Source organism: Micromonospora sp. NPDC003197, from assembly GCF_053590565.1.
In genome coordinates this window covers 20,125-32,869 of the sequence record NZ_JBSFTE010000037.1, presented here as the reverse complement: position 1 = coordinate 32,869, position 12,745 = coordinate 20,125, and the positions used below count along the sequence as shown (strand labels likewise).

12 protein-coding genes are annotated in these 12,745 nt (G+C 69.1%); 6 read left to right on the top strand and 6 right to left on the bottom strand.

Translation table 11 applies throughout. The annotated features are described in order from the left end of the window. Positions 1–66 precede the first annotated feature (66 nt). On the bottom strand, positions 67–690 hold the full coding sequence (locus ACWDV4_RS28335; RefSeq protein ID WP_449984863.1) for a LuxR C-terminal-related transcriptional regulator: 624 nt from the start codon (positions 688–690) through the stop codon (positions 67–69). Between the two features lie 151 nt (positions 691–841). On the opposite strand from ACWDV4_RS28335, the gene ACWDV4_RS28330 reads away from it, so the two are divergent. From ACWDV4_RS28330 to ACWDV4_RS28315, 4 genes are all read left to right on the top strand, one after another. Then, positions 842–2,152, top strand: a complete 1,311-nt coding sequence (locus ACWDV4_RS28330; RefSeq protein WP_449984860.1) for a COG1470 family protein — start codon at positions 842–844, stop codon at positions 2,150–2,152. Positions 2,153–2,212: 60 nt separating this feature from the next. Next, positions 2,213–3,502 carry an NYN domain-containing protein gene (locus ACWDV4_RS28325; protein WP_449984858.1) on the top strand — a complete coding sequence of 430 codons (1,290 nt, stop codon included), beginning with the start codon at positions 2,213–2,215 and terminating at the stop codon, positions 3,500–3,502. Positions 3,503–3,652: 150 nt separating this feature from the next. Continuing rightward, a complete protein-coding gene (locus tag ACWDV4_RS28320; protein WP_449984856.1) occupies positions 3,653–4,492 on the top strand; it encodes a metallophosphoesterase family protein in 840 nt (279 codons plus the stop codon). A gap of 2 nt (positions 4,493–4,494) precedes the next feature. Next, positions 4,495–5,154, top strand: coding sequence for a 4'-phosphopantetheinyl transferase family protein (locus ACWDV4_RS28315; RefSeq protein ID WP_449984945.1), 660 nt, complete (start codon positions 4,495–4,497; stop codon positions 5,152–5,154). 99 nt (positions 5,155–5,253) lie between these two features. Here ACWDV4_RS28315 and ACWDV4_RS28310 read toward each other — a convergent pair whose 3' ends face one another. The 3 genes from ACWDV4_RS28310 to ACWDV4_RS28300 all read right to left on the bottom strand — a co-directional run bounded on the left by ACWDV4_RS28310 (position 5,254) and on the right by ACWDV4_RS28300 (position 8,376). Then, positions 5,254–5,763 (bottom strand): hypothetical protein, encoded by a 510-nt coding sequence (locus ACWDV4_RS28310; protein ID WP_449984854.1) that lies wholly within the window; start codon positions 5,761–5,763, stop codon positions 5,254–5,256. Between the two features lie 181 nt (positions 5,764–5,944). Then, positions 5,945–6,628 carry a response regulator transcription factor gene (locus ACWDV4_RS28305; RefSeq protein ID WP_449984852.1) on the bottom strand — a complete coding sequence of 228 codons (684 nt, stop codon included), beginning with the start codon at positions 6,626–6,628 and terminating at the stop codon, positions 5,945–5,947. Beyond that, the gene (locus tag ACWDV4_RS28300; protein WP_449984850.1) at positions 6,619–8,376 is read right to left on the bottom strand and encodes a sensor histidine kinase; all 1,758 of its coding nucleotides are present in this window, start codon (positions 8,374–8,376) and stop codon (positions 6,619–6,621) included. The genes ACWDV4_RS28305 and ACWDV4_RS28300 overlap by 10 nt, the downstream gene beginning before the upstream one ends. Positions 8,377–8,551: 175 nt before the next feature. Between ACWDV4_RS28300 and ACWDV4_RS28295 the strand changes: the two genes are divergently transcribed. Beyond that, entirely contained in the window at positions 8,552–9,856 is a 1,305-nt protein-coding gene (locus ACWDV4_RS28295; RefSeq protein WP_449984849.1) for an NAD(P)/FAD-dependent oxidoreductase, read from the top strand. Between the two features lie 19 nt (positions 9,857–9,875). On the opposite strand, the gene ACWDV4_RS28290 is transcribed toward ACWDV4_RS28295, so the two are convergent. After that, complete coding sequence (locus ACWDV4_RS28290) at positions 9,876–11,054, bottom strand: AI-2E family transporter (protein ID WP_449984846.1); 1,179 nt, start codon at positions 11,052–11,054, stop codon at positions 9,876–9,878. Further along, positions 10,993–11,982, bottom strand: coding sequence for a DUF2267 domain-containing protein (locus ACWDV4_RS28285; RefSeq protein WP_449984843.1), 990 nt, complete (start codon positions 11,980–11,982; stop codon positions 10,993–10,995). The genes ACWDV4_RS28290 and ACWDV4_RS28285 overlap by 62 nt, the downstream gene beginning before the upstream one ends. Positions 11,983–12,249: 267 nt before the next feature. Between ACWDV4_RS28285 and ACWDV4_RS28280 the strand changes: the two genes are divergently transcribed. Further along, entirely contained in the window at positions 12,250–12,567 is a 318-nt protein-coding gene (locus tag ACWDV4_RS28280) for a hypothetical protein (RefSeq protein ID WP_449984841.1), read from the top strand. Positions 12,568–12,745: the final 178 nt, after the last annotated feature.

Sequence of the window (12,745 nt, the reverse complement as noted above, 5' to 3'; positions counted from 1 at the left end):
GCCGGAATGAGGGCAGCTGCCATTGCCTCATCGGGCAGTCCACCCGGGATGTGTGGTCGGCACAGCTCAGATCAAGCCGTTGCGTAGCGCGTACGCCACGGCATGGGAACGATTGCGCAGATGCAACCGGCTGGTCACGTCGTGCAGTACGTTCTTGATCGTCCGTTGCGAGTAGGACAACTTCGCAGCGATCTCCGCGGTGTCCAGCCCGTCGGCCACCAGCCGCAACACCTCGACCTCCCGGTCGGCCAGACCGGAGAAGGAGATGCCCCGGGGGCCGAGCACGTTGCGCTGAAGGGCACCGACCTGTTGCAGCAGCCGCCCGAGCAGATCCGGTGGTACGGACCCGTCCCCGGCCGCAGCGGCGCGGATGACGCCGACCAGCCGGTCAGCGCTCGCCTCGGCCCGGCGGACCAGCCCAGCCACCCCGTTCTCCACCGCCGCGACCAGGCCCGCGTCGTCCACCTGCGTGACCACCAGCACCAGCGCGGGTACCCCGCGGGAGCGTAGGGCGCGCAGGGTCTGCAACGTCGGGTCGTCGATGCTGTCGCTCATCACGATGCCCACCCTGGCCAGGCTCTGCTCCTCCTCGGCGAGCACCAGGACCTCCGGTCGGGGCCGTAACTGGCTGACCAGACCAGCGCGTGAAATCATGTCGGTTGCCGACAGATAGACAGGTATGCGATCCACTTTGTCCCCCATCCCTGACGTGAACTGCCGGTCAGTATTTAGGTGAGTACCAACCGTGCAGTTAACGTGGGCTCAACGGGCCATCCGGATTGCCCTTAGGTCTTCCTCTCCGGCTGCCGCCGCAGGCTGTAGGTATTCCTAGGGTCACGCCATGACCACGGTTGCCAACCTGGACCGGATCTCCGTGGAGGTAACTCCGGGGGAGGAGACCAGGTGCCTGCTGGAGATCCGCAACGACGGCTCCATCGTCGAGTCGTACGCGGTGGAGGTGGTCGGCGACGCCGCCGCATGGACGACGGTCGAACCGTCCGTGGTCTCCGTCTACCCGGGCACCTCCGAGCAGGTATCGGTCTACTTCCGGCCGCCGCGCTCCGCCCAGGTGCCAGCCGGTGAGTTGCCGTACGCCCTTCGGGTGGTGCCCACGGAGCACCCGCAGGACCTGACCGTGCCGGAGGGCACGGTGCACGTCCTGCCCTTCGTGGATACCACGGCGGAGATCGTCCCGCGCACCTCGAAGGGGCGGTGGGGTGCCCAGCACGAGGTCGCCATCGACAACCGGAGCAACACTCCCGTCCAGGTCGCGCTGACCGCGACCGACCCCGACGACCGGTTGCGGTTCCGCACCCAGCCCGAGAACCTGACCATCAACCCCGGGCAGGCGGCGTTCGTCAAGTTGCGGGTCAAGCCACGCCGAATGCTGTGGCGGGGGCATCCGGTCACCCTCCCGTTCCAGGTGGTGGTGGCCCCCAACGACGCACCCCCGGCGGCGTTGGACGCGGCCACCGTGCAGCCCCCGATCCTGCCGAACAACCTCGGTCGGCTGCTGGCGGCGCTCGTGGTTCTCCTGTTGCTGCTGACCGGCCTGTGGTTCGCGCTATTGCGCCCGGCAGTGAAAACGGCGGCCAAGGAAGCGACCCAGGAGCAACTCGCACCGATCGCGCAGAAGGCCAACGAGGCCAACGAGAAGGCGCAGAAGGCGGTCGAGGCGGCTGGCCCAGGTGGGGCCAACGGTGGCGCGGGCCGCCCGACTCCGACTGCCGCCCCCAGCGTCGCACCCACCCAACAGCTACCGGGCGTACCGGCCGGTGCCCAGGCGTTCGCCCGCCGGTTGCAGACCACGACGGGGACCAATGCCACCCGCAGTGACCAGTACACGGTTCCCTCAAGGCGGACGTTCGTACTCACCGACATCTTCCTGCAGAACCCGCAGGGCGACGAGGGGCGGCTCGACCTCGTCGTGGACGGCACCGTCGTGCTCACCGTGGCCCTGAACAACTTCCGGGACCTCGACTACCACATGGTCTCGCCCATCGAGGTGCCGGCCGGTCGGGTGATCAGCATGCGGGTCACCTGTCAACGGGCCGGCGCCCCACTGGCTGGCACCGGAGGCAGCGGGCAATGTCGTAACTTCGCACTGCTGAGCGGCTACCACCGTACGGTCGCGTCGAGCCCAACGCCCTGATCCGTCGAACCGGCCCTAAGCTGGATCCTCCGGGGCCGGCGACGGAATGGAGCACGCGCGATGACCGACCGTGGGGGTACGGGCCATCGGCGGGCGGCCCTGTTCGTCGACTTCGAAAACGTCTATCCAGGGCTGTGCGCCTCCAGCCGGGAGGCGGGCCAGCGGTTCGCCACCGACCCCGCGCGTTGGGTGCAGTGGATGGAGCGGGACCTGGGACCACTGCTCGTGGACGATGACGAAAATCCCCGGGCGCTGCTACGACGGATCTGCTACCTGGATCCGGCCCGGTCGAGTAAGTTCCGGCCGTACTTCACCCGAGCCGGGTTCCGTGTCGTCGACTGCCCGGCGTTGACCGCAGCCGGCAAGAACAGCGCTGACATCTACATGGTGCTCGACATCCTGGACACCCTTACCCATCCGACCTGGTTCGACGAGTTCATCGTGCTGTCGGTGGACGCCGACTTCACACCGGTGCTGCTGCGTCTGCGAGAGCACGACCGGCGTACCGCGATGCTGGTCAGCGGGCCAGCGGCCGCCGCGTTGCAGGCCGCCTGCGACTTCGCCATTCCCGACTCGATGTTCCTCGACGAGGCGCTCGGGATGGGAGTCGACGAGCCTGTCGCAGCGGCGGAAGCCGTACCCACCGGTGTGACCACGGTTGCCGTACCCGGCCGAGAGGAACTCGCCCAGCTACGCGGCCAGATCGAATCGGTGGTACGAGATCTGGTGGCCGCCGCCACCGAACCGGTCACCATGGCCGCGGCGGCGCACGAGGTCCGGCGTATCGTCGGCGAGCAGGTCGACACGACCGGCTGGGCGGGCAGCGGCGGCTTCGGCAAGCTTGTTACCGGCTTCGTCGATGACAAGCTCGGTGTCTACACCCGACGTCCGCCCGGCTGGTTGTACGACCCGACCCGGCATTCGGTGCCGAGGAACGGCACCCCCGACCGGCTGCTCCCAGCGAGCGTGCCCGAAGTGGCCGAACGGGTGCATCGCGTCGTCGGTGCCCCCCTGCTCGCGGCGGAGGGCTATCGGGCATTGTTCCGGGCGCTGGTCACCGATGCCCGAGCAGCCAGCAGCGATGGCCAGGCACGTGCCGAGCAGGCCGCCCGGGACGCGTGCACCCGCCAGGGACACGCGGTGCCCCGAGCAGCGGTGCACTTCGTGTTGCTGGGTTTCCGGTACAGCGGCCTGGACTGGACCGACCCGGCGCAGGATGAGCACGCCCTCGCCGACGCCTTCGCCGACAACATTCTGCGGCTGGCCGCCGACGCGCAGATGGACCTCGGAACTGGCGAGCAGCAGCAGATTCGGGCCTGGATCGACGGGCGGCCCAAGCCGATCCGCTAGTGCCGTCGGCTGGCCCGACCCCTGGTGTCGAGGGAGCGAGATACTCTTGGCCCCGGCCCTTCATGGCCATCCACGGACACCAAGGTGAAGGTGATCAATGCCGTCCGCGCAGTGCTGCCGGTGGAGCCCAGGACGGACGGTTGGCCGGTCATGAGCGGGGCATTGCTGGCCATCAGCGACCTGCACGTCGCCTACCCGGAGAATCGCGAGATCGTCGAACGGTTGCGACCCCGCTCGCCAGACGACTGGTTGCTCGTGGCCGGTGACGTCGGCGAGTTGGTGGCCGATATCGAGTGGGCGTTACGGCTGCTCAGCCAGCGGTTCGCCCGGGTGGTCTGGGCACCGGGCAACCATGAGCTGTGGACCCCGTCGAAGGACCCGGTACAGCTCCGGGGCGAGCAGCGCTACCAGCACCTGGTGGAACTCTGTCGCGGGCTGGGCGTGGTCACGCCGGAGGATCCGTACCCGGTGTGGCGAGGAGCCGACGGTGCTGCCGTCACGGTGGCCCCGCTGTTCGTGCTCTACGACTACTCGTTCCTGCCCGACGGCAGCACCACGAAGGAGCAGGCGCTGGCTCGGGCGTACGACGAGGGGGTCGTCTGTGCCGACGAGTTCCTGTTGCATCCGGACCCGTATCCGAGTCGCGAACAGTGGTGTCGGCATCGGGTGACAACGACCGAACGGCGGCTCGCACAGCGCGATCCCACCCTGCCGACGGTGCTGGTCAACCACTTCCCGCTGGTCCGCCATCCCACCGAGGTCCTGCGGTACCCGGTGTTCGCCCAATGGTGCGGAACGGAACGCACCGCAGACTGGCACCTGCGCTTCGACGCGGCGGCGGTGGTGTACGGACATCTGCACATTCCCCGTACCACCTGGCAGGACGGGGTGCGCTTCGAGGAGGTCTCGGTGGGCTATCCCCGGGAGTGGCGTCAACGGGGCACCGCTCCGGGTCAGCTTCGGCAGATTCTGCCGATTTTCGGGGCGTGACGATGATCGAGCAGATCCTGCCGACGACGGTGGTGGTCGTCGAGGCGTTCGAGGATGAGGTGGGTGCCCAGCTGTTTCCACAGGAGGAGGAGCTGGTGGCCAAGGCAGTCGACAAACGGCGCCAGGAGTTCACCACCGTACGGGCCTGCGCCCGCCGCGCTCTGCTCACGCTCGGGGTGCCGGCCGGACCGATTCTTCGCGGTTTGCGCGGCGCTCCCCTGTGGCCGGACGGCACGGTCGGCAGCATGACCCACTGTGCTGGCTACCGGGCGGCCGTGGTGGGGCGCGCCGCCGAGGTCGTGACCGTCGGCATCGACGCCGAGCCACACGAGCCGCTGCCCGACGGGGTGCTGGACGCCATCTCGCTACCCGAGGAGCGCGATACATTGCGGCGGCTGGCCGAGGTTCGGCCCGACGTGCACTGGGACCGGCTGCTGTTCAGCGCGAAGGAGTCCGTCTACAAGGCGTGGTTTCCGCTGACCCAGCGGTGGCTGGGATTCGAGGACGCAGTGTTGACCATGGATGCCGGGGCGGACGGCTTCACGGCCCGACTGCTCGTGCCCGGTCCGGTGGTGGCCGGGCAGACCGTGTCGGGGTTCGCCGGTCGATGGCTGGTCCGGGACGGGCTGGTCTGCACGGCGATAGCGGTACTGGCCCGCTGACCCGGGGACCGGGGACCGGGGACCTGGGCCGGCCCCGGGACCGCTGGGCGTACCACCACCGGGTGGCGGTACGCCCAGGACCGAGGCTGTGGCGGATGATCAGCCCGGGATCGTCAACCACTGGTCGCTGCCGGTGAAGCGCTTGACGGGCGCACCGACGGCCGACACGTGGTAGCCGTACGCGCCGGTCGCCGAGTAGCCGTACAGGGCGAAGCCGTCCATGTTCCAGTTGTCCGCGGTTTCGTACCACTCCGGGTGGGAGACCATCCGCAGTTGCACCCCGGTGACCGTGCACGAGTTGACGGTCCAGTTGGGATTCAAGAACGTCACGTTCCGCGAGGTGCTGCTGTTTCCGCCGAACGTACCCCAGACATGCTGTAGCTCGACGGTGCCCGAGGTGGTGGTGAGCCAGGTGATGACCTCGGAGTTGTACCGCAGGTCGTCACCGCCGGTGCGGAACTCGAGGACGAAGCTGCGTAGGTTCTTGCAGGATCCGATCGGGCCGGCGCTGGCCGGTGCCGCGGCGACACCGACGGCTCCGATGGCCAGGATGCTCGTGGCCAGGAGCAGGGCGGCTCGTCTCAGTGCGGCGGCGGGTCGGAATCTCATCTGGTTGTCCTCCGGTACGTCGTGACGGGTGGGCCCCGGGTGCCGACCGGGCCGGTGCCGGGGTGCCTCCAGCTTCGCCGTCGGCACAGCGCGCAGACGACGGGGAAATCCGCGCCCGCCGGCGGTGGAAGTCCGTACCACGATGGTCGGAAAACCCGGTGGTGTGACCACATCGGCCTGGTCAGCCAGTCCCGCCGTCGCCGCCGCGAAGGAAGGCGAGCGTGGCGAGGACCCGTACGTTGACCCCGCGGCGGGCCGGTTCGTCGATCCCACCCAGGCCCAACTTGTGGGTGATCGCCGTGAGGTGCTTCTCGACGGTGCTGATCCGGCAGTCCATCTGTTGGGCGATTCCCAGGTTGGACCGGCCCTCGGCGACCAGCGCCAGGATTCGGCGCTCGTGTGGACTCAGCCGGTCCAACGGGTCGGCGCTGCGTCGACGGGACAACAGCCGGTTGATCAGTTGCCGGTCGATGACGACCTCGCCGTCGGCGACCCGCCGGATCGCCTCGATCAACTCGTCGAGGTCACCCACCCGCTCCTTCAGTAGATAGCCGACCGCCCGTGAGTCGTCCTGCATGCTCAGCAGGCGTTGGGCGAAGGTGACCTCGGCGTACGACGACAGGACGAGCAGACCGATCGTCGGGTGGCGTTCCCGTACCGCCTCGGCGATGCGTAGCCCCTCGTCGGAGTAGGTCGGCGGCAGCCGGATGTCGAGCAACAGCACGTCCGGAGAGGTGTGCTCCGCGAAGTGCAGCGCTCCGGCGGCATCCCGGGCCCGACCGACCACGGTGATGCCCCGGCCGGCCAGTCCTGCGGCGAGGATGTCCTGGAGCAGAGCCTGATCCTCGACGATGCCTACCCGCACAGCTCCTCCACTGGTAGCACTGCCCGCAGCCGGGTTCCCCGGCCGGGGAAACTGGTTACGGTGAGCCGGCCGCCGGCCGCCGCCACGCGGTCGTACAGGCCGCTGAGACCGGAACCGGGACGGCCGGCAGCCCCACCCCGGCCGTCGTCGACGATCTCGACGATGAGCCGGGAGCCATCGGGCCGGACCGTCAGGTCGACCCGGCTGGCTCCGGCGTGCTTGTACGTGTTGGCGAGCGCCTCGGCGACGAGGAAGTAGGCGGTCAACTCGACGTGTCGCGGCCAGCGGCCGGCGGCCACGTCCACGCGTACCGGCACGGCGGAGACGTCGGTCAGGTGTGCGACGGCGGCGACGAGACCGTGTGTGACGAGTTCGGCCGGATAGATGCCCTGGGTCAGGTTCCGCAGCGTCGCGATCGCGTGGTGCAGCAGTGTGTGGGCCTGACCGACGGTGTCTGCGGCCGTGGCGGCATCCGGTGTGGCCCCCGTCAGATTGTGCCGGGCCACGTCGAGCAGCAGCAGTACGGCGTACAACTGTTGCTGAGCCCCGTCGTGCAGGTCGCGTTGGATGCGGTGCCGCTCCTCGTAGGCGGCGGTCGACAGTCGCGTACGGGAACGGCGCAGTTCCTCGGTCTGCTCGTGCTGCACGGCGTGGAGTTGAGCGTTCTCGATGGCCAGGCCGGCGACGCCGAGGGCGGCCTCGACGACCCGATGCTGTTCCATCAGCGCCGCGTCGTGTTCCACCAGTGCGACGAGCGCCTCCCGACGTCGGATCGGGGTGACGGCCCGGCCCGACGGCGGCGGGTGGATGCGTGCCGGGGAGTCCGGCAGCCCGGTGGCCGGATAGGTGACGGTCAGTGTCGGGTCGCCGATTGCCTCGGCGAGGGCGCGTTGTAGGCGGACCGGGTGCGGAGCGAGCGGCTCGACCCGTTCGAGGTCGAGCATGGCCTGGGCGGCGCGGCCCTGCGCCATCTCCTGGTGGATCCGCCGGGCCAGCACGACCAACGGGATGACCACCAGGTCGACCGTCAGGGCGACGAGCAGGATGCCGACCCGGACCTCGGTCGGTGCACCGAACGCGGCGACGGTCGCGGCGGCGATGCCGGCCACCCCGGCCACTCCGGCCGCGACCCACATCGCGGTGGCCTGCCGGCGGCGCAGCATCGTCGCGGACCCCCACCGATGAGCCAACAGCAGGAGTACGGCCAGCGCTAGGCCGATGTAGACGAGACTGCTTGCCTTCGCCCAGCCGGTGTTCGGACCGGGGGCGACGTTCCACCACCAGGGCGGCTGCGGTGCCTCGGTGACGTAGCGGCCGACCTGGGTGCCGACCGCGCCGAGGTAGCAGGCCACCACCAGCAGCCCGGCCAGTGCGCCGGTGACCCGTCCGCCCGGTAGGGCCAGCGCGATGTGCCCGACCATCGCGGTCCACAGGTAGGCCAGGCAGAAGCCGATCGCGAACAGGGTCGGGTCGGAGCTGGCCCGCAGATCGCCCAGATAGTAGAACGTGCCCAACAGGAGTAGGAGCTGCCCGATCCGGGGCGTGGGGGAGCGGAGCCACACCACCGCACCGATGACGATCGCCAGCGCCCCGAAGCCGTGCAACGCGATCTCGACTGGACCGCCCTTCAGCACCGGCTGGGACATCAACATTCCGATGGCGGCGAAGGCCAGGCCGCCGAGCATCGAGCAGGCCACCACGAGGTGACGCCAGGGCAGGCAGGACAATCCGACTCCAGGAAGGGCCACGAGCAGCGTGAGCGCGCGAGTCGCCCGGGAGTCAGAAGGTAACCATGGCCGGCCAGCGGCGCCAGGAACCGGCGTATGTCAGACAGAGACGATGTACGAACGGGCGGTTTCTACCTGCTCGGGAGGTAGCCGCCCGGTCGAGGTTTGCCCAGCTTGTGCCCGGGAACGGCAAGGCATGACAAAACCACGCGTCGTGATCGTCGGGGCCGGCTTCTCCGGTTACCACGCGGCCCGGAACCTGTCTCGGATCGCCCGAGGCCGTGCCGAGATAGTGCTGCTCAATCCGACTGACTACTTCCTCTACGTGCCCCTGTTGCCCGAGGTGGCGGCGGGAATCCTGCAGCCCACCCGGCTGACGATTTCGCTGGCGGGCTCGCTCGACGGAGTGCAGGTGGTCATCGGCGAAGCCGACGGAGTCGATCTACAACAGCGTCGGGTCAGTTACCGGCGGCCGGAGGGGGACAGCGCCGATCTTGCGTACGACCGGCTGGTCCTCGCCGTCGGCAGTGTGAACAAGCTGCTGCCGATTCCGGGGATCACCGAGCACGCACACGGGTTCCGTGGCCTGCCGGAGGCGCTCTACCTGCACGACCACGTGGTCCGTCAGATCGAGCTGGCCGAGGCGGCTGACGATCCGGCGCGGCGGGAGGCGCACAGCACCTTTGTCGTGGTGGGGGCCGGCTACACCGGCACCGAGGTGGCTGCCCACGGTCAACTGTTCACCGACGCGCTGGCCGCTCAGCATCCCCGGCTGACCACCCGACCCCGGTGGCTGCTGCTCGACATCGCGGAGCGGGTGCTTCCCGAGCTGGACCAGCGGATGTCCGACACGGCGCGTCGGGTACTGGACGGGCGCGGGGTCGACGTGCGGATGGGCACGACGGTCAAGGAGGCCACCGCCGATGGGGTACGCCTCAGCGACGGCAGTTATCTCGCCACCCGGTCCCTGATCTGGTGTGTCGGCGTACGCCCCGATCCGCTGGTGGCCGGCCTCGGGCTGCGTACGGAGAGGGGCCGGCTGGTGGTTGACGAGTTCCTCGGGGTGCCCGGGTTTCCCGAGGTGTTCGCGTGCGGGGATGCTGCGGCGGTGCCGGACCTGACCCGCCCCGGGGAGGTCACCCCGATGACCGCCCAGCACGCGGAGCGGCAGGGCAAGCTGGCCGCGCACAACGTGGCAGCCTCGTTCGGGCAGGGCAAGCGGCGGGCGTACCGCCACCATGACCTGGGGTTCGTGGTGGATCTGGGCGGCACCGACGCGGCGGCGAACCCGTTGCGGATGCCGTTGTCCGGGCTGCCCGCAAAGACGGTCACCCGGGGCTACCACCTCTACGCGATGCCGGGGAACCGGGCCCGGGTGGGCGCGGATTGGTTGCTCGACGCGACCTCGTCCCGGCAGAGCGTGCAACTGGGCCTGGTCCCCGCCAACGCGGTGCCGCTGGAGAGCGAGTCGCCCGAGGTGCCCGTCCGCTCCCGCGCCTAGCGGTTAGGAAGGGCCCCTTTCAATCGCTTTCTGCCTTGGAAGGGGCCCTTCCTAACGCGCGTCGACGGCGACGCCCGTGGTACACGTCGAGGAAGATGATCTGGATGATGCCGGCAGCCGGGATGGCCAGCAGCGCGCCCAGGATTCCGGCCAGGTCGGCGGCGATCAGCAGACTGATCAGGACGGTCAGTGGGTTGAGCCGGACCGCCCGGGCGTAGATCATCGGCTGGAGTACGTGGTTCTCGATCTGCTGGTAGAGCACGAAGAAGACCAGGACCACGATGCCGGCCCGGGTCGAGTGGACGAAGCTGGCCCCGGTGGCGATCACCGCACCCAGCGTCGCCCCGACCAGCGGCAGTAGGTCCGCGACGGCCACCAGTAGGGCGAGCACCCCGGCGTACGGCACGCCCATGATTGCCATCGTCGCGTAGGTGAGCACCCCGCAGATGACACTGATCAGCAGGTTGCCGGAGAGGTAACCGGTGATGGTGCGGGCACATCGGCCACCGACCTGGCGGATGCGGGCGCGGTGCCGCTCGTCGACCAGCGCCAGCGACCGGTCGACGACCTTCGGCGACTGGAGAACCATCAGGTACGCCAGTACGAAGACCGTCACGGTGCCGGCGACGCCGAACACCGCGTCCCGCAGCGCCTTCAGACTCGGCTTCTGTAGCCGGGAACCATATTCCCGGATTTCCCGCGACTCCAGGTAGCGGCGCAGATGGAGCCGTTCGAGCAACTGCCCGATCGGTCCGTGCCCGGCCCGAGCATCGTGTAGCAGTCGGGAGATCTCCTCGGTCAGTCGGCCCATCTCGTCGAGGAGCGGCACGACGAGCAGCGCGGTCAACGAGGCAAGCAGCCCCAGGGCGGCCAGGAACACCAGCAGGGTGGCCAGCCAGCGCCATTTGACCAGTCGGTGCTGGGTCCAGTTGGCCGCCGGGTTGAGCGCCACCGCGAAGAAGACCGCGATCAGGATCCACACCAGCACCCGCCGGGTCGCGTACACGAAGAGCAGACCCAGTACGACGGCGAGCAGTAGACCGAGGATGATCGCGAACCGCCGTACGAGGGTCCGGTCCTCGGCGTTGTCCAGTGCGATCCGGTCTCTCCTTCCTGCTGTGGGGCGCTGGCCTCGGTCAGGCCATTCCGGCCCCCACCTCGTCGATGGCGGCGTCGACCTGGTGGGCGAGTTCCACATCCATCGCGGTTACCGCGTCGAGCCGACGGGTCCGTACGACGATCCGGGCGGTACGGTCGCTCTCCCGGCCGATGCGTGGCCCACGCCCGGTCTGCTCATGCAGCAGTTCGAGTCGCCGCAGCACCCGGTCGAGGTTCTCCCGGGGCAGCTCGATGGTGCGCGACAACGCTCGTCGGTCTCCCGACCAGTACGGCAGCCCGGCCAGCGCGGCCCGTAGTTCCTCGTCGGTCAGCGGGCTGACCCGGGCACCCGGCCGGATCGATCCGCCGCTCGGCAGCGGTTGCAGCAGTTGCCGTAGATCAGAGGGCAGATCCAGCGACTCGACCAGGTCCTGGTCCCGTTCGGCGATCGCGTGGAGCGTCGCCTCGGCCTGATAGCGCGCCTGTTCTGGGGTGCGATGGCTGAGCCGCGCGATCTCGTCGAGGAATCCGGACAGGTCTCGCCGGGTGTTCCTGGTGGCGGTCGACCGGTCGTCGTACAGCTCGTTGGGTACCGCGTCGAGTAACCGTTCCCGGTCGGCCTCGTCGAGCGCCTGCGCCAGGGCGATCACGGTCGCCTCGGCAGCGGCCCGGGCCTGGTCGAAGTCGATACCGGTACGTCTGCCGACGTCAGCCACCAGGTCCTGGTACCGGATGACGGGAACGCCGCTGCTGGTGTCGGCGAGTTCCGCCTCAGCGGGCGAGTCTGGGATGGGCCACGGACGGGCTGCGGGTGCCGGTGGCGTTGGCGGAACCGGTCCACCCCGGTCCGGTGTCGGCTTGCGCGTGCCGGCAGGCTGCGGTCCGTCCCGCTGGGCACGGTCGAGATGTTCGAACTGCTTGGATGCGCCCAGCGTCACTCCGGCCTGGCTGGGCTGCTGACCGCCCTTGCGGGCCTGCCGGGCCAGGGCCCGCCGCCGTTTGTTGTCGCCCTCCATCTGCTTTCCCATGACTGCGCCTCGCTTCGCTCAGGAAACCGCGCCTTGCTCGGTTCGCTGTGCCGCACCGTCGTGCCTTGGCGTGGCCGTGTCTACCTGGGGTGCCGCCTTCCCCCGCACCGCACCCCGAAACCGGGCGTCCACCCCGACGCACCGAAGCGGTGGGGGTAGCCGGCGGGCAGGACGGCGGAGCTTCACCCAATGGGGATGAGGGGCGCTCACCTGTGGGAACCCCATCATCGAACTGGACCATCCGACGTTCGCGGAAGGAAGGTCACCATGAGGAGAATTATCGAGATAGTGCCTGCTCGGCCTGGCTGGTACGCCCGCTGGTGCACTGCGCCCGGCACCACCTGCTCCTATCCGGTGACCGTGTGGGCTCTGGTGGAGGACACCGACGCAGCGAGGCGTGAGGTCGTAGGCGTCGACTCTGTCGGCCAGTGGCCCGGCTCCGACGACAACGAGGCGGGGTCGGACTTCGTTCGCTATCTCTTCCACGCGCCCGACGAAGGGCAGCCTGCGGATGCCTTCCACGTCGGCCGGAGCACTTCCGGTAGTGGGGTTCCGCCGGAACTTCTGGCGCCGATCACCACGTGAGGTCTGCCGATCACTACCTGAGTTTCTGTATCGCCAGGGATGAAGCGATGACGCACCTACCCATGACACGTCCGGGTAAACCCGGGAGCAGGGACGGCCGCCGGGCCGCCGGGCGACCCGATAATGTCGAGCATTTTTCTGATTCCGCCGTGCGCGGACCACCTGCTCGGCGAGGATT

Excerpts from the sequence above, each read along its gene's own strand:
- ACWDV4_RS28330 (WP_449984860.1), top strand. The coding sequence starts at position 842 with ATGACCACGGTTGCCAACCTGGACCGGATCTCCGTGGAGGTAACTCCG.
- ACWDV4_RS28325 (WP_449984858.1), top strand. The coding sequence starts at position 2,213 with ATGACCGACCGTGGGGGTACGGGCCATCGGCGGGCGGCCCTGTTCGTC.
- ACWDV4_RS28320 (WP_449984856.1), top strand. The coding sequence starts at position 3,653 with ATGAGCGGGGCATTGCTGGCCATCAGCGACCTGCACGTCGCCTACCCG.
- ACWDV4_RS28315 (WP_449984945.1), top strand. The coding sequence starts at position 4,495 with ATGATCGAGCAGATCCTGCCGACGACGGTGGTGGTCGTCGAGGCGTTC.
- ACWDV4_RS28310 (WP_449984854.1), bottom strand. The coding sequence starts at position 5,763 with ATGAGATTCCGACCCGCCGCCGCACTGAGACGAGCCGCCCTGCTCCTG.
- ACWDV4_RS28295 (WP_449984849.1), top strand. The coding sequence starts at position 8,552 with ATGACAAAACCACGCGTCGTGATCGTCGGGGCCGGCTTCTCCGGTTAC.
- ACWDV4_RS28290 (WP_449984846.1), bottom strand. The coding sequence starts at position 11,054 with ATGTGGAACTCGCCCACCAGGTCGACGCCGCCATCGACGAGGTGGGGG.
- ACWDV4_RS28285 (WP_449984843.1), bottom strand. The coding sequence starts at position 11,982 with ATGGGAAAGCAGATGGAGGGCGACAACAAACGGCGGCGGGCCCTGGCC.
- ACWDV4_RS28280 (WP_449984841.1), top strand. The coding sequence starts at position 12,250 with ATGAGGAGAATTATCGAGATAGTGCCTGCTCGGCCTGGCTGGTACGCC.